The 22,720-nt window shown below is 57.1% G+C and carries 19 protein-coding genes and 1 tRNA gene; 7 read left to right on the forward strand and 13 right to left on the reverse strand.

All coding sequences use genetic code 11. The features are described from left to right. Positions 1–4 precede the first annotated feature (4 nt). Positions 5–283, forward strand: coding sequence for a VF530 family protein (locus MTX78_RS21995; protein ID WP_243798369.1), 279 nt, complete (start codon positions 5–7; stop codon positions 281–283). A 151-nt stretch (positions 284–434) separates the two neighbouring features. Here MTX78_RS21995 and MTX78_RS22000 read toward each other — a convergent pair whose 3' ends face one another. Then, entirely contained in the window at positions 435–824 is a 390-nt protein-coding gene (locus MTX78_RS22000; protein WP_243798370.1) for a group III truncated hemoglobin, read from the reverse strand. 22 nt (positions 825–846) lie between these two features. Continuing rightward, entirely contained in the window at positions 847–1,338 is a 492-nt protein-coding gene (locus MTX78_RS22005) for a hypothetical protein (RefSeq protein ID WP_243798372.1), read from the reverse strand. Positions 1,339–1,564: 226 nt separating this feature from the next. Here MTX78_RS22005 and ccoS point away from each other — a divergent pair, with 226 nt between their 5' ends. Beyond that, on the forward strand, positions 1,565–1,654 hold the full coding sequence (ccoS, locus tag MTX78_RS22010) for a cbb3-type cytochrome oxidase assembly protein CcoS (RefSeq protein WP_317258949.1): 90 nt from the start codon (positions 1,565–1,567) through the stop codon (positions 1,652–1,654). Between the two features lie 50 nt (positions 1,655–1,704). Here ccoS and MTX78_RS22015 read toward each other — a convergent pair whose 3' ends face one another. Continuing rightward, positions 1,705–2,307: a TlpA family protein disulfide reductase gene (locus MTX78_RS22015; protein ID WP_243798376.1), complete on the reverse strand. Its 603-nt coding sequence runs from the start codon at positions 2,305–2,307 to the stop codon at positions 1,705–1,707. 157 nt (positions 2,308–2,464) lie between these two features. Continuing rightward, positions 2,465–3,325 carry an NAD(P)-dependent oxidoreductase gene (locus MTX78_RS22020; protein ID WP_243798377.1) on the reverse strand — a complete coding sequence of 287 codons (861 nt, stop codon included), beginning with the start codon at positions 3,323–3,325 and terminating at the stop codon, positions 2,465–2,467. 594 nt (positions 3,326–3,919) lie between these two features. Between MTX78_RS22020 and MTX78_RS22025 the strand changes: the two genes are divergently transcribed. Continuing rightward, positions 3,920–4,474 (forward strand): 2'-5' RNA ligase family protein, encoded by a 555-nt coding sequence (locus tag MTX78_RS22025; protein WP_243798379.1) that lies wholly within the window; start codon positions 3,920–3,922, stop codon positions 4,472–4,474. Between the two features lie 89 nt (positions 4,475–4,563). On the opposite strand, the gene MTX78_RS22030 is transcribed toward MTX78_RS22025, so the two are convergent. Together MTX78_RS22030 and MTX78_RS25295 are read right to left on the reverse strand one after the other, a co-directional pair. Continuing rightward, a complete protein-coding gene (locus MTX78_RS22030; protein ID WP_243798381.1) occupies positions 4,564–5,589 on the reverse strand; it encodes an aldo/keto reductase in 1,026 nt (341 codons plus the stop codon). A 372-nt stretch (positions 5,590–5,961) separates the two neighbouring features. Continuing rightward, a complete protein-coding gene (locus MTX78_RS25295) occupies positions 5,962–6,096 on the reverse strand; it encodes a hypothetical protein (RefSeq protein WP_262924445.1) in 135 nt (44 codons plus the stop codon). Positions 6,097–6,583: 487 nt separating this feature from the next. Here MTX78_RS25295 and MTX78_RS22035 point away from each other — a divergent pair, with 487 nt between their 5' ends. After that, positions 6,584–9,343, forward strand: a complete 2,760-nt coding sequence (locus tag MTX78_RS22035) for a TonB-dependent receptor (RefSeq protein WP_243798382.1) — start codon at positions 6,584–6,586, stop codon at positions 9,341–9,343. Between the two features lie 1,004 nt (positions 9,344–10,347). Here the strand turns inward: MTX78_RS22035 and MTX78_RS22040 are convergent. The 5 genes from MTX78_RS22040 to MTX78_RS22060 form a co-directional block, all read right to left on the reverse strand. Continuing rightward, positions 10,348–11,460: an efflux RND transporter periplasmic adaptor subunit gene (locus MTX78_RS22040; protein WP_243798384.1), complete on the reverse strand. Its 1,113-nt coding sequence runs from the start codon at positions 11,458–11,460 to the stop codon at positions 10,348–10,350. 86 nt (positions 11,461–11,546) lie between these two features. Further along, entirely contained in the window at positions 11,547–12,788 is a 1,242-nt protein-coding gene (locus tag MTX78_RS22045) for an ABC transporter permease (RefSeq protein ID WP_243798386.1), read from the reverse strand. 88 nt (positions 12,789–12,876) lie between these two features. After that, positions 12,877–14,118, reverse strand: a complete 1,242-nt coding sequence (locus MTX78_RS22050) for an ABC transporter permease (protein ID WP_243798388.1) — start codon at positions 14,116–14,118, stop codon at positions 12,877–12,879. A 64-nt stretch (positions 14,119–14,182) separates the two neighbouring features. After that, on the reverse strand, positions 14,183–14,695 hold the full coding sequence (locus tag MTX78_RS22055) for a hypothetical protein (RefSeq protein WP_243798390.1): 513 nt from the start codon (positions 14,693–14,695) through the stop codon (positions 14,183–14,185). Positions 14,696–14,744: 49 nt separating this feature from the next. Then, the gene (locus MTX78_RS22060; RefSeq protein ID WP_243798392.1) at positions 14,745–15,413 is read right to left on the reverse strand and encodes an ABC transporter ATP-binding protein; all 669 of its coding nucleotides are present in this window, start codon (positions 15,411–15,413) and stop codon (positions 14,745–14,747) included. A gap of 341 nt (positions 15,414–15,754) precedes the next feature. Between MTX78_RS22060 and MTX78_RS22065 the strand changes: the two genes are divergently transcribed. The 3 genes from MTX78_RS22065 to MTX78_RS22075 all read left to right on the forward strand — a co-directional run bounded on the left by MTX78_RS22065 (position 15,755) and on the right by MTX78_RS22075 (position 21,837). After that, the gene (locus MTX78_RS22065) at positions 15,755–16,087 is read left to right on the forward strand and encodes a DUF6660 family protein (protein WP_243798394.1); all 333 of its coding nucleotides are present in this window, start codon (positions 15,755–15,757) and stop codon (positions 16,085–16,087) included. A gap of 148 nt (positions 16,088–16,235) precedes the next feature. Continuing rightward, on the forward strand, positions 16,236–20,630 hold the full coding sequence (locus MTX78_RS22070; protein WP_243798396.1) for a CusA/CzcA family heavy metal efflux RND transporter: 4,395 nt from the start codon (positions 16,236–16,238) through the stop codon (positions 20,628–20,630). A gap of 28 nt (positions 20,631–20,658) precedes the next feature. Beyond that, entirely contained in the window at positions 20,659–21,837 is a 1,179-nt protein-coding gene (locus MTX78_RS22075; protein ID WP_243798398.1) for an efflux RND transporter periplasmic adaptor subunit, read from the forward strand. A 151-nt stretch (positions 21,838–21,988) separates the two neighbouring features. On the opposite strand, the gene MTX78_RS22080 is transcribed toward MTX78_RS22075, so the two are convergent. After that, positions 21,989–22,234: a hypothetical protein gene (locus tag MTX78_RS22080; RefSeq protein ID WP_243798399.1), complete on the reverse strand. Its 246-nt coding sequence runs from the start codon at positions 22,232–22,234 to the stop codon at positions 21,989–21,991. Positions 22,235–22,515: 281 nt separating this feature from the next. After that, positions 22,516–22,588: transfer RNA gene (locus MTX78_RS22085), tRNA-Phe, on the reverse strand. Between the last annotated feature and the right edge of the window lie 132 nt (positions 22,589–22,720).

The raw sequence follows: 22,720 nt of genomic DNA on the forward strand, positions 1-22,720 counted from the left end.
TGCTATGCCTACCCCCACCTCTTCCGCTTCCGATGCCCGCGACGAGAACGGCCACCTGATCCGTGAGCTGCACGGGGTTACGCTGGCGTCTATTGTCGAGTATTTGCAGGCTAAATACGGCTGGCCGGGCCTGGATGAGCGGCTGCGAATGAACTGCTTCGCAGAAAATCCAAGCGTAAAATCCACGCTTACGTTCTTGCGCCGCACCCCGTGGGCCCGCACCAAAGTGGAAGCCTTGTACATTGACGCCCGGACGGCGGAAGTACGCGCAAAAAACAAGTAGCCTCCACCAGCATCTTGCTCTTGCGCCTTATTGTCAGTAGTTCGTGGCTAACTGCGGCTTTATAATCGGCCTACGGTGCCGGAGAGTATTCAATCCAGTTCCCTGCCTCCGGGAGCGGAGTTGTGCAGGTGTAGGCAGCGCAGGCGAACGGTTACAACAAGGAAAGTGGGTTGCGCTTGCGCAAGCGGTACTCGAACATGGTGGCAATGTTGAGGGCGCGCACTTTCGCTTCTTCGGCTTTGGGGCCAGCAAATAGCTCGTCAATTGTTGCCTCAAACAGCTCCAGCCAACGCTGGAAATGCGTGGCGTCGATTGGGAGCGGCATGTGCTTGGGAAAAGGCCGGCCATGGTAGCGCGAGGTACCCAGCAGAATACTGCTCCAGAAGTCGTACATAATGGGCAGGTGCCGCGTCCAATCGACGCGGGCAAACCCGTTGAACACCGGATCAAGCAGCTGGTCCTGATGCACTTTCGAATAGAAGGTATCCACCAAAAGCTTGATATCGGCTTCGGAGTGAATATCGGGGGCGGAGTGAGTCATACCTAAAGAACAATAACGGAAGCTACGCTACTTGCTTGGCTTTGCGGTTCAGCCACTGGCTGCGTGCCACCTGCAAGGCCCAGTGGTGCGCTGCACCACCCGCCAGCAACAAGCCCAACAGTTTCACTACTTCCAGCCCAATGTAGAGTAGGTGCAGGGAATTGGGTGGAGCAGGACGGCCAGCCAGCAAAGCCTGCGCTCGCACATCAAGCCCGGGCAGCAGCCAAAAAGTTTGCAGTAACAGAATCCCCCCAACCACCGCCAGCAGAAAACCAAGACGCGCAGGAACCCGCAAGTATAAGGCACTACCCGCGGCCAATGCGGCCAGCACAAGCTCTGCTTTGTTGAGGGCGGCAAATACAATTCGGCCGATGCCCAAACCCAACGGCACCGTGATGTTGGGTGCGGTAAACTTCAAGGGTGCTTCCAGAAAGGAAATACCAGCCACTAGGCCCGCCCAAACAAACAGGGGCAGCACCAGCAGCAACGAACCAAGTGAGTGAGAACGGGACATAAAATGCGGGCAGCAAGTGGCAAGGCAGCGTGAGTATGCAACAACATCAGGCCACAAAAGTGCGCGCCGCTACGTGGGTCGTCTCTGAAATAAATCAATGGCCCACCAGACATTCGTCAGCTTTAAAATTGGCTAGGCGTGGGAGCGTTGGACTGCCATCAGCGCTAGGTGTACCTCTGCCCCACCAGGACCACTATCTTCCTGCTTATTGGCCGCACTTAGCTTCTTGGGCGCTTTTCTGTGGGCCGGGCGCTCTGGCCAGTACGAAGACGACTACACGCCTCTGGTACGCATGCTCCTCGAAGAACCTGCGTAGTGTGCTAAGCTTTGTTATGGGTTTATTGCGCTGCGGAGCAGCCGGTAGTATTAGCTCCGCGGGTAGGCAGCTAGCTTTTCCAGAGCGGCTTTGAACTCAGGCGTATCGTAGTCGGCCATGCCCTCGTGGCGGGCCGCAACCTGCCCATTAGGAGCCAGGATAACGGTAGAAGGAATGGAGTTGGAATCGAAGGGCGGCGCCAGCGGACCGGCGGGAAAGTACACCGGAAACGTGTAGCCTTTCCGCTGAAGCAGCTTGCGGGCCTTCACTGGATTTTCGTCCAGCGAAATCATTACGAAGGCTACTTTGGTTGGGTCCATCTTTTGGTAGAGCGCCTGGATGCCAGGCATTTCAGCCACGCAAGGCGGGCACCAGCTAGCCCACAGATTGACGAACACCACTTTGCCTTTCAACTCACTCAGATTCACTGGCCGGCCAGTTAAGTCCAGCAGTGGCACGTTGTGCGGATAGGCAGCAGCACCCGTCGTAACTATTGGGGCGGTAGCGGGGAGCTGTGGAGCGTCGGCCTGCCATAGGCCCGTGGCCAACAGGCCGCGCTGCAAGCCGCCGAGCACAACGGGCCGCAGATCGGTGAACATAACCACGGCGAAAAGGGCCCAAGGCAACAGCTGTAACAGGTTCTTACGGTTCATAGGAGGGGTGTAGCGTCCGGAAGCAACAAAAGAATTGCCTGGCTAACAACACACAAGGTACGGCCGTTTCACTTCCACGGAGCATAGCACCCGCCGCTATCCGGTGGCGGAGTACACAGCCCTTCCCAAACAAGTGGCAGTCGATGCCTTAGCTTCCTTAGCCGTGTTGTAGGTGCTTGAGGATGGCAATAACGTCTTGGTCCCCCAAGGTGGGCTCGGCCTGCTGGAAGGTGTCATGGACTACCGCGCCTAGGGGGGTGTTTAGCCCTTCTGCTTTCGCCAAGCGCAGGTCTTTGGCCAGGTGCTTTAAGGCAAAGGCAGCCTGGTAGTTTTCGCCCATAATGGCTTCACCTTTGATCTTGGAATACACGTTGCCCATGGCACCGTTGGCAATAATCGTCTGCATATCCTCGAGTTTCAGGCCGTGCTGCTGCGCAAAGAGCAACGTTTCGGCTAAGCCCTGCGTGTAGAAACCTAGCAACGTGTTGATGGCAAGTTTGGCGCGGTTGCCGCTGCCGATTGAGCCGAGAAGAAGCGCCAGCTTACCTAGGCGCTCAAACATCGGCTGGGCTCGTTGGAACGCTGGTTCGTCGCCACCCACCATAATGACTAGCTGGCCCGTTTCCGCCTGTTTGACGCTGCCTGAAACCGGTGCATCGAGGTAGGTGTGCCCCTTTTGTTGGCTGAGATTTGCCATTTCCTCGCTGATGCCAGGCGAAACCGTGCTCATGTTGACCAGCAGCTTGCCGCTTGCTTCGGCCTCCAGTATTCCTTGCGGTCCGGTGAATAGGTCGCGTATGGCTTGGTCGTCGGATACCATCAGGAACACCATGTCGGCTTGCTGCACTAAGGCAGCCGGCGAATCGGCGGTGGTGGCCCCGCTGGCGCGCAAGGCTTCTTCTTTGTCTTTGCTGCGGTTATACACAGCAACTGGGTAGCCCGCCTCGATCAGTCGGCGCGACATTGGAGTACCCATCGTACCGAGACCTATCCAGCCTAGTTGGAGGTGTGAGTTCATGTGCAGTGGTTGGTTGAGTGAAGTAGATAAGAACGCGGTATGCTATACCACAGAGGCCAGAATTGGTTGGCCGATGCAGCAGGAATACAGCAAGAACAAGGGCTTTTTTGCAGGGCGGCCGAGGGCAGTCTTCTGAATCCTTGTCGCAGCGTTACGCCGAGTTCAGCCTGGGGCCATTGACTGGGGGACGCGCTTCGGCCTCGAAACCAGCCGCCGCACCGAAAGCACCCTGATGACCTTGCCGGTCTAAGCAGAGTGGCCCTACAACTTCGCAGTGCAACTCAAAACTCTCCGGAAGCGGCCACTCAAGCGTGGTTGCACCAAGGCATCGATTGGCTGAGAGTAGATGCCAGCGGCCCGGTGGTGTGATGCGGCAACGGGCTTGAAGCTACATTCCTGCTCATACACAGGCTGGTTCGGGCTGGTCCGTCGGCATTCAACTTGCTGTGTCTGAGTAGCATTAGAGAATGTAATGCTCAGGTATAGAAGGTGCAGCGTATAGCCGTAGCGCGTGGGCACGCATCACCTTCCCGCCAGTGGCATCGTATGGAGAGAACCAAACCAGTTGATTTTTCATACGTCTTTGCCCGTGCCATGCATACACTTTATCTGGTGGCGGTGCTCCCGCCGGAGCCCGTATTTTCGCAAACCTGGGCGCTGAAACAAGAGGTACACCACCTCACCGGCAGCAGCAACGCCGTACGCCTGCCGCCGCATATCACGCTGGTTCCGCCGCTGCGCCAGCCCGATGAGTTTGAGGACCGGTGCGCAACGGCATTAACCGAGTTTGCGGCCACCCAGCCGCCGTTTACTGTTGGGTTACAAGATTTTGCCTGGTTCGGAAACCGGACCCTGTTTGTATACGTGCGTGAAGCGGCGGCCATCAAGGCATTTCATGCAAGTCTCACGGAGTGGTGTGCCGTTCACTTGCCAGAGGTACCGCGCGAAAACCGACCTTTTACTCCGCACCTTACCCTCGCCACCCGCGACTTGCCTGCAGCTCAGGTGCCGGAACTACAGCATCTGTTTGAATCTCGCTCCTACGCCGCCACGTTCGAGGTGCAACACCTCACGATCTTCCGCCATGATGGCCGGCAGTGGCAGCCGCGGGCAACTATTGCGTTGCAAGGTGCTGCCAGCGGCGCCTAATAACAACAACGCCCCCACTGAAAATATTCGGTAGGGGCGTTGTTGTTCGAGCTGTTGGGTGTAGCGTGACAGCGGCTTTTGCTGCTAGCTTACACGGGCAGCGGGTTTAGCTGGGGCTGGTTGCGCTGGTGCCAGTATGGGTAAACAGGTGGCGTGTCGCTGGCCTTGTCCAGGCGGGCAACCTGCTCGGCGGTGAGGTTCCAGCCCACGGCACCCAGGTTCTCGCGAAGCTGCTCTTCGTTGCGCGCGCCAAACACCAAGCTCGTTACGGTTGGACGTTGCAGCAACCAGTTAAGCGCCACCTGCGGCACCGATTTGTTGGTTTCGGCGGCTAGTTCGTCCAGCACATCCACAATATTGTATTGCAGTTCATCGGGCACGTCTGGGCCCTGGCCTCCGCCTTGCTTCAAGCGGCTGCTGTCGGGGATGGGTTGGCCGCGGCGCACCTTGCCGCTGAGGCGGCCACTCGCCAACGGCGACCAAATAATGGCGCCTACGCCTTGGTCTATGCCGAGCGGCATTAGCTCCCACTCGTATTCGCGGTTGATGAGGGAGTAGTACACCTGGTGGCCAATGTAGCGCGACCAGCCGTACCGCTCCGATACCGAGAGCGACTTCATTAAATGCCAGCCCGAGAAGTTGGAGCAGGCAATGTAACGCACCTTGCCGCTCTGCACTAGGTCGTCGAGCGCGCGGAGCGTTTCTTGAACTGGTGTGCGCCCGTCGAAGCCATGCAGGTAATACACGTCGATGTAGTCGGTTTGGAGGCGGCGCAAACTGTCTTCGCAGGCTTTGAGCAAGTGCAGCCGCGAAGAGCCGAAGTCGTTGGCGCCTTCGCCCATCGGGAAAGTGGCTTTGGTACCGATCAAGGTCTGGTGGCGCCGGCCTTCCAGGGCCTTGCCTAGAATTTCCTCAGCCATACCATGGGAGTAGATGTTGGCGGTATCGAAAAAATTGACGCCGGCTTCCAGGCAAATATCCAGCAGGCGGCTGGCTTCGGCCACGTCTGTGCTGCCCCAGGCTTTAAAGAACTCGTTGCCCCCGCCGAAAGTGGCTGTGCCAAAGCTTAGTACGGGCACATGCAAGCCCGATGCTCCTAGCTGTCTGTATTCCATGAGTTGTCTTGAAAAGAGGTTGAGACTACAAACAGCTAAAACCACCCTTGGTTATGCCCACGGCCAACCTCAACCACTACCTAAGAGAGTATAATGCGTTGCGGTAAGCGTGGTGCTCGGGCTGCTAGCTGTGTGTCCCATGCACTACGCCTCTAGCGCACCTTCAGTTGAAATAAGCTTTCCACAGAGGTATTGAACACCTGAGCCAGCCGGAGCGCAATGACTGTGGACGGCACAAATTTGCCGACCTCGATGGTGTTGATGTTTTGCGCGAAACCTTGATCAGGAACGCAAGCTCGGCGTGCGACATATTGCGCTTGGCCCTTTCCTCTTTGAGCGTGTTACTTAACTGCCCTTCTTCCATACAACTGCCTAGCGGTGATACACAAGGAAGGCTACGAACGTGGAAATCACGCCTACATATAAAGGCAGTTCGGCGCTTAGCAACGAGGAAAACGGATAGAACCCCGACACCACTTGAATGAGTGCTTGGGTGAACAACAGCATCTAAAAGCCAACGTTCAGGGCCTTCAGGCGGTAGGATACCATCAATTCGTCGTTCAGCATCTCCTGCACCTCCGGATTCGCCTTCATAGTCTTCGACAACCGTCTAATGTTGATCAAGCTAAGCAGTCAAAGAGCGGCTCCTACCAAAATCAGCGGGGTCAGACTCATCTCGTAGCTACCAGATACTACGTGTTTCTGTAGCAGACACAATCCGCCCCACGGCGCAAAGCCCGCTAGGTTCCACTTCATTCAAGTAAGGCATCTTACTTCTGCTCACTCAAGATTGTACCATAACAAGTATTTGTGTTCCAGAATTGATGCAAATAGTACTGGGGCAAGAATTCAGGATTTATACCATTTCCGTTCAACTCGTGTAGGTACCTGCTTCAACCGTGCACTATCGTGTTTCATCGAAAAGCCAAACTCGGCTGTAGGGGCGAAAGGTAAGTTTGCACCTCAATTATCAATGCACCCTTCGCACACCTCTATGAAGCCTTTTTACCCGCCAGTTCTGGCGGCTTTGCTGTTGCCAACACTGGCTACATCCGCTCCTTTTGTTAGTACTATCACCCTTCCAACACCGCGTACCACCACTCCTACTCCCGCCGAAGGCTCGTTGGCCGGGACTGTTCTTACTGATACGGGTGAACCTCTACCGGGCGCCACCGTCTTCATCAAAGGCAGCTTCATTGGCACAAGCACCGACCAGTTCGGCAAGTTTACCCTCAACGCCAGCTTCGAGAAAGGTCCCGTTACGCTGGCTGTGTCCTACGTAGGCTACGACACCCGGGAAGTGGTGTTGGACGCCCCGCAGCTTACCATCAATGTGGCCTTGCCGCCTAGCGCTACTCTGCTCAACGAAACGGTAGTATCCGCTTCGCGCATCGAGGAAAACATTTTGCGGGCGCCGGTTACCATCGAGAAAATTTCAACTCGCCAAATCGAGCGCATCACTACGCCGGAGGTGCTGAGCGGCCTGGGCCAGCTCAAAGGCTTGGATGTGAGTTCTGCCTCCATGCTGTTCACCAGCGTAAGTACGCGCGGCTTCAATACCGCCAAGTCGGAGCGGGTGGTGCAGATGGTGGACTATATGGATACGCAGCTGCCTTCCCTGAACCTGAGCCCCGGCAACCTGGTGGGCATCCCGGAGCTGGACATGGAGAGCATCGAAATTATTCACGGCCCGGCCTCGGCGCTGTACGGCTCGAATGCCTTGAGCGGCGTAATTCTATTTAATTCCAAAGACCCGTTCGTGTACGAGGGGTTGAGCGTCCGATTGCGGGGCGGCGAGCGGGACTTGCTAGACGGACAGATTCGCTACGCCAAAAAGCTAACCGACAAGCTAGCCATCAAGATCAACGCCAGCGCTTTCCGTGCCGACGACTGGGTTGCCAACAACATGGATGCTGTGCGCACCTCTGTTAACCCAGCTGGCTCGCCCTTAGGCTACAGCGCCGTGAACCGCTACGGCGACTACAACTACTCTTTCAACGCAGGCATACCCGGCACCCACCCCGAGCTGGCTGGCCGCACGGCGTACATGCCCGGGTTTACAGAAAAAGAGTTGCTAGTCAACGACACCAACACCTCGTCGTACCGCGCGCAGGGCGCTATTTCTTATTTGCTACGTGACGATTTGAAACTGACCGTGGAAGCCAAACACGCCGAGGGCACTTCCACGTACCAAAACGTGAGCCGCTTCCGGGTGAAAGGTTTGGGCACCAACCAGTACCGCGCCGAGCTTAAGAGCGGCAAAGGCTTCCTTCGCCTGTATTCAACCGAAGATTTCACAGGTAACTCCTACGAGCTAAACCAACTGGGCAACCTCATTCAGGAATCGCCGACTGCGGAAGGGGGCAGCTTAAGCTACGTGCAGCAACACTACGGTGTCTATAATGCGGCGTATACGCAGGCGCGCCGGGCCGGGCAGCCCATGGATGCAGCGCTAGCCATTGCCCAGAAGGCTGCTGATGCCACGCAATTGCAGACGTCGGACCCGCGTTTTGCTTTGTTGCGCACCACCATTTCCGAAGACGGGCAGCCGGGCCGGGGCGCCAAGGCGTACTTCAACTCTTTCCTCAACGACGTCAGCGGGCAGCGCAGCTTCCATTTGTCGGATGCTGGCACCGACCTGACCGTGGGTGCCGCTTACCGGGAATACCGCCTCGGCTCCAAGGGGTTGTTGTTTGCCGACAAAGACGGGAAGCGCATCCGCAACTACGAGTACGGTGCGTACAGCCAACTCACCCAAACGTTGCTCGACGAACGCCTGAAGCTAGCCTTAGCCGGCCGGGTAGACGAGTTCAAAAACTTCAAACCTGCTTTCTCGCCCCGGGCTGCGGTGGTGTATTCATTGGGTAAAGACAAGCAGCATAACTTCCGCGCCAGCTACGGTCAAGCGTTCCGCTCGCCTTCCCAAACCGAGCAGTATCTCTACAACGACATTCGGTCGGGCGTGCTTATTGGCAACGTTGGCAACGGATTCCAGGGCTACAACCTGAATTTGTTTAGATCCCCGCAGCTGCTGGCCGCGGCACAAACCAACCCCGCCGTATTGCAGCCCTATGAGTACAACATCAACTCGCTGAACCTGGAGCGCGTGAACACCGTGGAGGTGGGGTATAAAGGAGCCCTCATCAGCAACCTCTACGCCGATGTAAGCTACTTCCGTAGCCGCTACAACGACTTCATTGGTGCCCAAACCTTCGTTGGCAACTTGGATGGCAGCCGCCCAACGCCCCAGCAGCTAGCCACCGGCTACAGCAGCGCCTATTCCGACCAAAGCAAGCCGACGCGCGTGCTGTATGCTTACTACAACAACAACCAGCAGGTTCGGACCCAGGGTGTTACGGCTGGCATGACCTACTACATCCGCAAAGCCTTCAACCTGACCGGCAACTACTCGCTGAACGTGCTGGACCGCAGCAACCTGCCAGAGGGCTTCCAGACTTTCTTCAACACGCCCAAGCACAAGTACAACGTAGGCGCCAACGGCCAGATAGGTAACCTGAGCTACTCCGTGAACTACCGCTGGGTGCAGGGCCACTTGCAGGAAATGCCCTTCGCGACGGGTAGCATAGGCGACTATAAAACCACGGATGCGTACCTAGGATATACGGTGCCCAAGCTGGGCAGCACGTTCCAGGCAGGCGTTTCCAATGCCTTCAACACCAACAATGTACAGCTATTCGGTGGGCCACAGGTCGGTCGCCTGGCGTACCTAGGGCTGCGGTTCGACGTGAAATAGGTTTTGGTCGCTCAAGCCGCTACCCAGTTCTTGTGGTTAGCGCAACGTGAAAGAAGCCTTACAGAAGCAGCATGCTTTTGTAAGGCTTCTTTCACGTTATGCCCAGCGAAGAAACGAGCCTACCAGCAGCGCAAAACAGAGAGACTTTTGCCGAGGATGGAACCGTACTTGTGCGGCTTGCAAGCAGACAGCGGGCGTTGGTGTCTTTGCTCCCGGCAGTTTTAAGCTCCCCCGTTCGCCTGCAATTCTTACGTACTCATGCAAAGCGGCTTCTTTCAGCTGATTTTTAGCTGTTTGGGTTCGAGTGGATCTCTGCTTTATATTGTACTAGGGTGATATTGATTGCTTGGCCCCTCATCTGAGCAGCAACTTATTGCTATCCACTTGATGCAAGCGCATGTGTGTAGCCATTATGGGTACGCGCGAGCGACAAGAATAAACTCACCAGCAGCCATGCTACCCTAATAGCATGGCTGTGCACCAGTAAAAAGTTGATTAATAAGGGATGCAACAAGAGCTAACAACTCAACTTAAGCTCAACCACACTGGCCCCAAATGTCTCTTCTGGAACTATGTTCCTGCCATCTACTCTACTTAGAATAGCTTAAATTAATACTTTAATTGTTCAATGCAAACAAATATTAAGCTTTATTAATAACAGACCAGTCGCATGTACTTGCCGCTTCAATCAACATGCAACTATTTTAATAACAACCTATAATACAGCAATTTACAGGCACAAATGATTAAGATATCTTACTCGCATCTGCAATAACACTTGGCAAACATTAGCTGTTATAACTCAACTTTAGGCTGGGGATAACGACCATTTTAGATTGGTTTCCGCGCGTCTGCTGTAAGCAGAACAGTGGCTTGTTCGACAGGGTATGCTACACGCCCAGTGTAACTAGTAACAGCGCCCTATCCCTCCGTCAGTCGTCTGGTGGACGCTGGGCGTTGGGGTAGGGCGCTGGTACAACCTAACTCTGCCGGATAGTGTGAGACTAACTTTTCTTTTCGCCCTCGGCGGGCGGCCCGAGTACTTTCACTTTGTCGGACTTGGTTAGGCCCGACGTGACTTCCACGTTGATGCCGTCGGAGAGGCCAGTTTTCACCAGGCGCTTTTGGAACTGCTGCGGGCCGGTTTCCACCTCCACGAATACGCTGTCCTTGTTTTTCTTACCGAACTGGAGCAGGCTCTCCCGGATGGCTAGCACCTGCGTCCGGCGGCCTAGCACGATGTCACCGTTGGCCGAGTAGTTGGCTCGCAGGAATTGTCCGGGCTTGAGTTTCAGTCGGGCCCGCACCTGAAACTTGATGGCGCCTTCCTCGGCAATGCCTTTGGGTGCAATATATTCGAGCGTAGCCGGGAACGACTCGTTTTCGAGGGCGCCAATGGTTAGGTTGAGGTCCATGCCTTCGCGCACTTTGCCTACTTCGCTTTCGTCTATTTTACCCTCAAAAACCAGGCTCTGCATGTCGGCAATAGAAGCAATAGTGGTGCCCTCGTTGAAGTTGTTGCGCTCTACCACCGACGAACCCACTTTAATCGGTACATCCAGCAACAGCCCGGTGATGGTGGAGCGGACCAGGTTGGAGGCGCCGCCGGTGTTGCGAGAAGCGCCACGCTGGGCAATCTGAAGGTCGTTTTCGGCAGCATTCAGCGCCTGCTTCTTGGCTCGGTAGTCAGCGAGCAGGCGGTTGAACTCCTGCGCCGCAATTACTTTCTGCTCGAACAGGGGGCGCTGGCGTTCTAGCTCTATCTCGCTGGTTTCCAGTGCTACGCGGGCGGCTTGGATGCTGTTCTGGGCATTGTTCACGTTACCGGCGTTGGCTACCGTTCGGATGCGCGCGAGTAGCTGCCCTTCTTTCACTGGCTGGCCAGCTTCCACGTACAGTTCTTCTACGATACCCGAAACCTGCGGCTTGATGAGCACCTCGCGGCGAGGAACAATGCTGCCCGTTGCCACCGTCTTCTTCACGATATCCGCCACGAAGGGCTCCTCCGTTTTGTACACGATAGGGTCGGTGTGGGCTTGCTTCCAGAAGTAATAGCCCAGCCAGCCGAACCCGGCCAGCAAGAGCAACAGCAGCAGTGAAAGAAATACGCGTTTCATAGGGGTGTCTTAGGGCCTTAACTTCTTAGCAACTAGGGTGTATCGTATGCTTATGCCAGCAGCGTTTGACTTGCCGCCGCTCGAACTCATTCGTCTTTCAACGCTACTACGGGTTGCACTTGGGCGGCTTTGAGGGCCGGCACCAGTCCGGCCACCGCGCCAGCCACCACCAATAGCGCTACGGCGGTACTGGCCACTCCCACATCCACTCGTGGGTTGGCAAAAAACCCAACGTCCTGGCCGTCAATCATGGCGCTGATACCAGCCATGAGGGCGGTGCCAAACAGCAGCCCAAGCAGCCCAGCCGCGGCCGTAATGACTATACTTTCCTGCACAATCAAGCTCACGATGCTCCAGGGGGTGGCGCCCAGCGCCTTCCGAATCCCGATTTCCTTGGTGCGCTCTTTCACCACAATAAGCATGATGTTGCTGACCCCAATAATGCCCGCCAGAATGGTACCGATACTTACCAGCCAGCTGAAGCCCGATATACCCGTAAACAAGCCTTGTACCCGGGCGTACTCTTCTTCCACATTGGCCGAGCCGAAAGCCCGGTCGTCGGTGGGAGCTACCTTATGCTGCCGGGCCAAAATCTGCTTCACCTTGGTTTCAACAATGGCCGCCGGAATACCGGTGCGCGGAATGAAGGCAAAGTAGCCTACTTGGTTTACCTGGTTGAAGGTGACTTGCAACGCGGTGAGCGGAATCATGATGGTCTGGGCTTCTTCCTGCGCATTTTCGGGTTTGCCCTCGGCCTTGAATTTGCCAACCACCTGAAAGAAAATGCCTTTGATGCGAATTTCCTGGCCCAGCGGGTCGGCAGTGCCGAACAACACTTCTGCCACCCGGTCGCCAATGACAGCCACTTTGCGCCGTTCCTCGATGTCGATGTCGTTGAGGAAGCGTCCACCGGTCAGGTTCACGGCGCGCACTGCCGGGTAGCCTGGATACTCCCCGTTCACTGAAAACGACGAGCTTTTGGTGCCATACTGCACCGTGAACGTCCCGTCAAGGGAGCTACGCGGCAGAATAACCGCCGCTTCTGGCACCTCCCGCTTCAGCGTTGCTACATCGTCGTTGGTGAACCGCACGAAGCGGCCCACTTTCAGCCCGGCGTAGGGTACGCTGGTGCGCTGGCTCCACACAAATACGGCATTCTTGGCCACGTTGAACTCCTTCTCTACCCCGTTGCGGAATCCTTTGCCTGCTCCTAGCAGCACTACCAACATGAAGATGCCCCAAAACACCCCGAACGCCGTGAGGCCCGTGCGCAGCTTATGCCGCCGCACCGTGCCTAAGATTTCCTGCCATTTATCTACGTCGAACATAGGGCCGAGTGAGGCTAGAGTTGGGGTTCAGGGTTTCTGCTCCCTTGCAGCAGAAGTACCAGGCGCAGGGTGTTTATGTACTTCATTGTTAGTCAGCGCGCAAGGCTTCTATCGGTTTCACGTTGGCGGCTTTCATGGCAGGTACCAGCCCCGCTATGGCACCCGCTACTACCAGTAGCGCCGTGGCACTAAGCGCCACGCCAATATTCACTTCCGGGTGGTCGAAGTAGGACGTGGTGCCGCCGGCTTGCTCCAAGGCATAGCGGGCCGCATCCAGTAAAGCCACCCCAGCCAGCAGCCCCAAGTAGCCTGACACGCTGGTAATAACCACCGACTCCTGCACAATCATACTGACAATGCTCCAGGGGGTGGCCCCGAGCGCCTTCCGTACCCCTATCTCGCGGGTGCGCTCCTGCACAATGATGAGCATGATGTTGCTGACGCCCACCACACCTGCTACCAGCGTCAGTACCCCAATCACGCTCACAAACAGCTTGATACCCGTGAACAAGCCCTCGAAGCGCTGCACTTCTTCCTCGTTGTTTTCAAGGTAGATGGCCTGCTTGTCGGCGGGGTCGAACTTGTGGCGGCGAGCCATCAGCAGCCGCACTTGCTCTTCCAGCACCTTCACCGGCGTGCCTTTGCGGCTGCTCATCACAAAGTTCTGCACTTGGTTGTACTGGTTGAAGGTGGTTTGGAACGTGCTGAACGGTACAAAGGCACGTTCCTCATTGCGGCCGTTGTTGCCGGTGGACGTGAACGTACCTACCACTTTGAAAAACACGCCTTTCACTTGCACATATTTCCCAATGCCGCTGCTGTCACCAAATAGCACCTTGTGCACTTTCTCGCCAAGCAGCATCACCTTCCGTTGCTCTACCCCGTCGAGCGGGTTGAGCAAGCGGCCCCGCATCAGCTTCTCGCCGTTAAGCTGAAAGAACTCAGCGCTGGCCCCAAACACCTGATACGAACCGTTTTTTGTACCGTTGATGATGGTATACTCGCCGTAGAGCCGGTTGCGAGAACCCAGCAGTTCCACCCCATCCACCTGCTGCCGAATAGCCGCTAAGTCGTCGTTGGCGAACTTGATTTCGCGGCCGGGCTTCATGCCTTGCCAGGGCAACGACGTTTTGCCGGCTCCCACAAACAAGCTGTTGAGCGCACCGCCGCCAAATTCTTTCCAGATACCGTTTTCAATGCCTTTGCCCGCGCCAAGCAACAGCACCAGCATGAAAATGCCCCAGAACACCCCGAATGCAGTCAGGAACGTGCGCAGCTTGTTGCGGCGCATGGTGCCTAGTATTTCCTGCCATTTATCGAGGTCGAACATGAAGCGCTACGTCTGCGGTTGGAATGAATATCATGGGGTTTTTAAAGGCGCCGTGCTTGAGAGGCTATTCGCCGCCGCAGCTGCGCCGTACTTTTTCCAGGCGCCGGACCACGTCCTTCACTGTGGCCTCGTTGGTGGTGTGGAGGGGTAAGTTGAAGCTGGTGTTGCTGCTGCTGCCCTTCTTGTGCTTTTTGATGTTGATCTGAAAGTGCTTCCGCCCATCATCACCGGTGGTGGGCTCGTAAGTCAGCGGGCTCACATCGGCCCACTCGAAGCTCATTCTCATTTCAAACATGCCGTTGTCCATCTTCACTGCCCAGCCGGAGTTGCCGCTACCGTAGCTGACGGCCAGCGGTTTAGGCATTTGCACGTCGGCATCCCGGTCGCGGATAATCTGCTCGGCCTGGCAGCCGCTCATCGTCAGGATTACGTCTTGCTTCGGCTTTTCAGGGTCGCGCATCAGTTGGGCCAGCTGTTTGGTCAGCGCTTGTTTTTCGGCGACGGACACTTGGGCGTGCGCATCATAGCTGAAGCAACTGGCGGCAAGCAGCGCAAGAAAGAAAAAATGCTTTTTCATCGTGAGCTAAGGCAAAAGTGAAAGGATATCTAAAGGCCGGCAAGGCCGTTTACTCGTTCACAATCAAGCCGTCGCGCACCCGAATCATGCGCTGGGTTTGGTCGGCAATGTCGTTTTCGTGCGTCACAATGACTACCGTCATTCCCTCCCGGTGTACTTGCTTGAAGATGTCCATCACCTCCTGCGTGGTTTGGGTGTCGAGGGCGCCGGTGGGCTCATCAGCCAGAATCAGCTTGGGCTTGCTGATTAGGGCCCGCGCAATGGCCACACGCTGCTTCTGCCCCCCCGAAAGTTCGCTGGGCAGGTGGTCGGCGCGGTCGGCAAGGCCTACCCGGTCGAGGTACTCCAGGGCCAAACGGTTCCGCTCACGGCGGCTCACTTTCTGATAGTACAGCGGCAGGGCCACGTTTTCCAGCGCATTCTTGAAGCTCAGCAGGTTGAACGACTGAAAGACGAACCCCAAAAACTTGTTGCGGTAGTGCGCCGCCCGGGTCTGCGACAGGTTGCGGTCGATGCGGGTACCAGCCAACGTGTAGTCGCCTTGGTCGAAGTCGTCGAGGATGCCCAGAATATTGAGGAGCGTGCTTTTCCCTGACCCCGACGAGCCCATGATACTTACCAGCTCACCTTCTCGGATGTGCAGATCGATGCCCTTGAGCACCTCTAGCCGATTGGTACCCACCTCGTAGCTCTTCCGAATGTTGTGCAACTGAATCATGAGCGGCTGATAGCTACGTATGGCTTATATGCATCACCAAGTAGTATGCAATGCAAAGTAGGCGTTAGTTGTCGGGAAATCAAAGTAGCAACGCGAATATTTTCGCCGTGCCATATAGTTCTACCTCTGTCTGAAACACCGGCAATCGAATAGATGCGGTAGTTGCTACAACGGTTGCCTGCGTTTGGCTAACTCTCGAACGAGTTCCTTTTCCGAGGCTTTGCACCCACCATCCGGAGGCAACGGTAGGCCAGTTGCCCCGCAGTGTTATACCCCAGCTAGCGGGGCACTTTGCTGGCGGGGATGCGCCAGTGTGGGAAGTGCTGCGTATTTTTGGGCCGATGAGGCTGCTAGCTCTACTCTTCTCGCTTTACTTTTTGGTGCTGTCCTGCCAGGCTTGCGCCGATGACGCAGGGTGCGCTGCCTCGGTGGAAACGTACGCTACGGCGGGCCCTGCCAGCCACTCTCCCAAGGGTGTAGCCGACGACGACTGGTGCTCGCCTTTGTGCCAGTGCCATTGCTGCCCCGGTTTCGCGCTGCCCGCACCGCAGTTGGCGCCTGTAATGGTAACGCCACTCGTTGCTGCCTCGCCTGCGTATGCCGCAACGCCGGTTCCGGCTATGCCGGCGGGCTTACGTGCCGTGCTGTGGCAACCTCCCCAACTAGCTGGCTAGGTTCATTTTAATTTTACGGCATTCGCTGGCTGGCTTCGTATCTACACGGAGTTCAGTTGCTGCTACTTGCCTGTTGCGGGTTGAAATGCTGGTATGTGCTGCTACCCGTCTGTTTTTGTTGTTACCGCTTTAAACTTCCAGCCAATTTATGTTCGACCGGCTGATCTACTTTTCCATTCATAACAAACTGATTATCGGGTTGTTGACCCTGACCTTGGTGGTCTGGGGCAGCTACTCGCTGATGCGGCTGCCCATTGATGCCGTGCCCGACATCACCACCAACCAGGTGGTGGTGTACACCGTGGCTCCCTCATTAGCCGCCACCGACATCGAGCGGCTGGTGTCGTTTCCGGTGGAGCAAAGCGTGGCTACTATTCCAGGCCGAGAGCAAGTGCGCTCGTTTTCGCGCTTCGGTCTTTCGGTGGTTACCATCGTTTTCGCCGACGACGTGGACGTGTACTGGGCTCGGCAGCAGGTGGCCGAGCGGTTGCGTGAGGCCGAAAGCCAGATACCCGCCGGCATCGGGCGGCCCGAGTTGGCGCCCGTTAGCACCGGCCTCGGCGAAATCTACCAGTATGTAGTGCGGGTGAAACCGGGCTATAAAGACAAGTACTCGGCCTCCGATCTGCGTACCCTCCAAGACTGGATAGTGCGGCGCCAGTTGCTTGGTACGCCGGGCGTGGCCGAGGTCAGCAGCTTCGGCGGCCACCTCAAGCAATACGAAGTAGCCCTGGACCCCGAGCGCCTCCGCTCCCTCAACGTCACGGTAGAGGAAGTGTACCAGGCCGTGGCCCGCAACAACCAAAACACGGGCGGCGCCTACCTCGACCGTAATCCCACGGCCTACTTTATCCGCACCGAAGGCCTCGTTGGTTCGCCCGCCGACATCGGCAATATTGTGGTGCGCAGCACCAGCAACGGCCTACCCATCTTGGTGCGGGATGTGGCGCAGGTGGGCCTCGGGTCGGCGGTCCGCTACGGTGCCCTGACCCGCAACGACGAAGGCGAGGTAACCGGCGGACTGGTGCTCATGCTCAAGGGGGCCAATGCCAACGAAGTAATCAAGGCTGTGAAGGAGCGCATGGTGTCCATTCAAAAGAGCCTACCCGCCGGCGTAGTAGTGGAGCCATTTCTGGACCGCTCTACGCTGGTCAACCGGGCTATTGCCACCGTTAGTCGCAACCTGGCCGAGGGGGCACTGATTGTAGTGTTTGTCTTGGTCTTGTTTCTTGGCAACTGGCGCGCCGGGCTGGTGGTGGCTTCCGTCATTCCGCTGGCTATGCTATTTGCTATCAGCATGATGCGTCTATTTGGCGTAACCGGCAACCTGATGAGCCTAGGCGCCATCGACTTCGGATTGATTGTGGATGGGGCCGTTATCATCGTGGAAGCCATTGTGCACCGACTGGCCTTGCACAAGCTCGCCACCGATGCCGACAAACTGGCCACCGACGCCATGGACGAGGAAACGTATCAGGCCGCGTCGCGCATCCGTTCGTCGGCGGCGTTCGGCGAAATCATCATCCTGATTGTGTACCTGCCCTTGCTGGCGCTCGGGGGCATTGAGGGTAAGATGTTCCGCCCCATGGCCGAAACGGTGGCCTTCGCCATCCTCGGTGCCTTTATCCTTTCCCTGACCTATGTGCCTATGATGTCGGCGCTGGCGTTGAGCCGGAAGGCAGACACTGGCCCCAACTTTTCCGACCGGATGATGACTTTTTTCCAGCGGCTTTACGAACCAGTGCTCGGCTGGGCGTTGCGGGCACGGGCCGTAGTGCTGCTGGCGGCGGTGGCGTTGCTGGTAGGTGCGGGCTTACTGTTTCGTACCCTAGGTGGCGAGTTCATTCCGCAGCTATGGGAGGGCGACTTCGCCGTGGAAAGCCGAACCCTGACGGGCAGCTCGCTGAGTTACACCGTCGAGAAGGCCCAGCAGGCGGCCGGCATTCTGAAGCGGCAATTTCCGGAGGTGAAGCAGGTGGTCACCAAAATCGGGTCCGCTGAAATTCCCACCGACCCCATGCCCGTAGAAAGTGCCGATTTGATAGTGGTGATGCAAGACAAAGCGGAATGGACCAGTGCGGAAAGCCACGAGGAAATGGCCGCCAAGATGGCTAAGGCCGTCAGCGTCATTCCGGGGATGTCGTTCAGCTTTCAGCAGCCCATTCAGATGCGCTTCAACGAGTTAATTAGCGGCGCTAAGCAGGATGTGGTAGTGAAAATTTACGGCGAAGACCTTGACCTACTAGCCGACTACGCCCAACGGGCAGGGCGGCTGGCGCGCCGCGTGGCCGGGGCCGAAGATGTGTACGTGGAACGCGTAACGGGCCTAACCCAAATAGTGGTGGACCTGAACCGCAACCGCCTCGCGCAGTTCGGCCTCAACATCGATGATGTGAACCGCACCGTGCAAACCGCCTTCGCCGGCCAGACTGCCGGGCAGGTATTCGAGCAGGAGCGGCGCTTTGACTTGGTGCTGCGCCTGCGACAAGACTTGCGCACCGACATTAATAGTGTACGGCGGCTGTTTATTGCCGCGCCCGGCGGGCAGCAAGTCCCGCTGGAGCAGGTAGCCACCGTGGAGCTGCGTGAAGGGCCAAACCAAATCCAGCGCGACGATGCCAAGCGCTACATCACCGTGGCCTTCAACGTACGCGGCCGCGATGTGGAAACTGTGGTGCACGAGTTGCAGAACACGATAGGCCAGCACCTGAAGCTGGCACCCGGCTACTATGCCACCTATGGCGGCCAATTCGAGAACCTACGGCAAGCCACGGAGCGCCTGAGCATTGCGGTACCGGTGGCCTTGCTCTTGATTTTGGTGTTGCTCTATTTCACGTTCAGGTCGGTGAGCGAGGCACTGCTCATTTTCACGGCTATACCGCTGTCGGCTATTGGCGGGGTGGTGGCGCTGTGGCTGCGCGACATGCCGTTCAGTATTTCGGCGGGCGTTGGGTTTATTGCCTTGTTTGGGGTGGCCGTGCTCAATGGTATCGTGCTCCTCGGTCAGTTCAATCAGCTCAAAGCCGACGGTGTTACGGACTTGCTGGAACGAATCAAGCAGGGCACCGAAGCCCGCCTGCGGCCGGTGCTGATGACGGCCACCGTGGCATCGTTGGGCTTCCTGCCGATGGCGCTGGCTACCTCGGCGGGGGCAGAGGTGCAACGGCCTTTGGCTACGGTGGTTATTGGTGGGCTGGTGTCGGCCACGGTGCTTACACTGCTGGTGTTGCCGGTGCTGTATTACCTGCTTGAGAACCGCAAGCAGCACCGCACCCCCAAACCCGTCCCGACCCGAGTTGCTACGTTGGGTGCCAGTGCGCTGTTGGCTGTGTTGGCTGGCGCTAGCCAGGCGCAGCAAATTCCGGGTTTGTCGGCGGGGCAAGCGGTGCAGCAGGCCTTACAGGCCAATGGCACGGTGCAGGCCGCAGAGCGAGCCTTGGAAGCCCAACGGGCAGTGCGCCGCGCTGCGTATGACGTGGGCCGCACCACCATCCAAGCTGGCTACGGCCAAGTCAACTCTCCTCTCCGCGACAACGTGTTCAGTGTCAGCCAATCCGTTGCCCTACCCAGCTATTACCGCTCCCAGGCACAGTTGGCAGAAACTCAAATTGTAAACCGGGAGTTGCAGCTCGCGCAGGCGCAAGCCGAGCTACGACGGCAGGTGCGCCTGAGCTACCAAGCGGCCCTGCATGCCCGGCACCGGCTCCGCATTCTACGCAGTCAAGACAGCGTTTACACCGAGTTTCTGCGGGCCGCCCAGCTCCGGTTCAAAACCGGCGAAACCGCCCGCATCGAACCCGCCACGGCCCTCATTCAGCAAGGCGAAACGCAAAACCAACTTTCCCAAGCCCGCGCCGACTACCGCATAGCCGAGCGTCAGCTTCAGGCCCTGTTGCAAAGCGCTCAGCCGGTAGGCATAGCCGATAGCACTCTGCTCCCGTTGCCGCTGGCCACGCCCGCCGCCGATACCGCCGCCCTAGCAGCTACGCCGGAAGGCCGGGTGTTGCAGCAGCAACTAGCAGAGCGCCAAGCCGAAACCAAGTTAGAGCAAGCCCGCGGCCTGCCTGATGTGGTGCTCGGCTACACCAACCAGTCGTTGCGCGGCACTTACACTGAAAGCGGCACTCCGCGCACCTACGGCCCCTCTGACCGGTTTCACAGCGTACACGCCGGCATAGCGGTGCCCATTCTGCGCGGCCCCCAACGGGCCCGGGTGCAAGCGGCTCGCCTGCAAGAGCAGACAGCTTCCGTTTCCTACCAACGCTACCGCGCTGAAATAGCGGCCCGCCTCGACGAGCTACAGATTCGGCGGACTGAGCAGCAGCGGCAACTCGCCTTCTTCGAGCAAGTGGGCCTGCCGCAAGCCACCGTCATCACCCGTTTGGCTATCCGCGCCTACAAAGCCGGCGAAGCCACCTACTCCGACTATCTTCTCAACCTGGAACGCGCCCAGCGCGTGCGCACCGACCACTTAGACCTCGTACTTCAACACAACCAAACCGTAGTGGAGCTAGAGTATCTGCTGGGTGAAAACGGGAGATAACGCCGGTCAATTCGATAAACTATCCTTCATGAAATACCCAACCATGCTGCTGCTGGTTCTACTAGCCAGCAGTTGCGGAAAAAAGCCGGAAGCAGCTTCCGAAACCACAGACTCTCCCGGCGCCCTGGCCGAAACAACTGAGAAGGCGCAAGCTCCTGCAAGCGCCCCGAATGAGGTCATCTTGTCTGCCGAAGAGCAGCGGCTAGGCGGCATACAGGTGGGAGCTATCAGCCGGCGGGCTTTAGGTCAGGGCTTGAAAGTGAACGGCGTGCTAGATGTGCCGCCCGACCAGCTAGCTTCCGTTAGCACTCCGCTTGGCGGATTTGTTGATCGGACAGCTTTGCTTCAAGGCACCCGCGTTCGGAAAGGCGAGGTGCTAGCCACCATCCGCAACCCCGACTTCGCGCAATTGCAACAAGACTACCTCGAAACGCGCAGCCAGCTCACGTACGCCAAAGCCGAATACGAACGGCAAGCCGAACTCTACCGCCAGGAAGTAGCTCCCCAGAAAAACTTCCAACGCGCCCAAGCCGAATATCAAGGCTTGCAAGCCAAGTCAGAGGCCCAGGCAGCGCGGCTACGGGCCAGTGGCCTGCCCGTAGGAGGCACCATCGTCACGACGGCCGCGTTGCGGGCCCCCGTGAGTGGCTTCGTGAAGAGCGTTAATGTAACGGTGGGACAAAGCGTGACTCCTACGGATGTGCTGTTTGAAATCGTAGACCCAGAGCACTTGCACGTTGAGCTTACTGTTTTCGAGAAAGACGTACCACAACTCCACAAAAACCAACTGGTTCGTTTCACCCTTAGCAACGACCCGCCCGGCACCGAGCGTACCGCTCGTGTCTACCTGATCAGCCGGGCCATCAGCGACGAACGCACCGTGCGCGTCCACGCCCACCTCGACCAGGAAGACCACGCCTTGCTACCAGGCACCTTTGTGCGCGCCATCATTGAAACCAACCGGGCCACAGTGCCCACTGTACCCGAGAAAGCGGTGGTTCAGTTTGAGGGGCGCCACTACATATACATGGCCAACAAACAAGCCGGCCGCTACCGCATGGTGGAAGTGCAGCCCGGCGTAAGCGAAGATGGCTACACGGCTATTCAGCTCCCCGCAAACGCCATGGCAGACTCCGCACGCTTGGTACTGGAAGGAGCGTATTCTTTGCTGGCCAAAATGAAAAACAACGAGGCAGAAGAAGAATAAACAACCCAAGCGCCGAGTACTACTGCACCCCACACTGCTAGCTTTCTACACACGAAAGGCGCGCCACAGTATTGTGGCGCGCCTTTCGTGTGTAGAAAGCTAGCAGCAACGGTTGTAGAAGCGACATATAGCGCCCTAAAATCAGTTGTTGCTACTTTTTAGTTGCTTTCATTATCCAGTTGGCCACTGCGGCCACGGTTACGGTGCTGGCTGCCGCTACGGCTGCTACCACCTTGTGCCCGTCTGGTGTAGCAGGCGAATTCACTAGGTCCTGGTAGCGCTTGAGCGGGTTGGTTTCCGTGGATTCCTCGGTCGAAGAAGTTGCCGACTGCTCGGGGCTCGGGGCCTGTATGTCGGTGGTTTGCTGGGTGTTGTCGGTGGTGGAAGACTCGTTCATGGGATATGGGGAGGTTTGAGGTTGTTGGGGCGCGGCGCTTGCGTCTCTCACTAAGCGCGAAGCCAGCAGCAGCAGTCCGCCGCCTAGCATTGCCACTACTACATACTTCACGTCAGTACCAATGGTGATGTAGCAAACAAACGCGGCTACAGCATCTAGGGTTGTTGGTTATCAAGAGGATAACGGGAATTATGACGCAAGCTGAAGTGTTACCTACCTGAACCTCAAGCGTATGTTGGGCAACAAAAAACCCCGCTCCTGCTGTAGGAACGGGGTTTTTGTGGTAATGATTGGAATCGAACCAACGACACCAGCATTTTCAGTGCTGTGCTCTACCAACTGAGCTACATTACCAGCTCTTGTTGTCCCCGGAGGCGTGTTAGCCATTGGGGAGCACAAAAGTAGTAAACCAAAATCAACCCGCAACACTTATCATAAAAAAATCTTTCCCGTGGAAAAGCCGTAAATTGTTATGCATACCGAGTA

This window comes from Hymenobacter tibetensis (genome assembly GCF_022827545.1).
GTDB classification, from domain to species: Bacteria; Bacteroidota; Bacteroidia; order Cytophagales; family Hymenobacteraceae; genus Hymenobacter; species Hymenobacter tibetensis.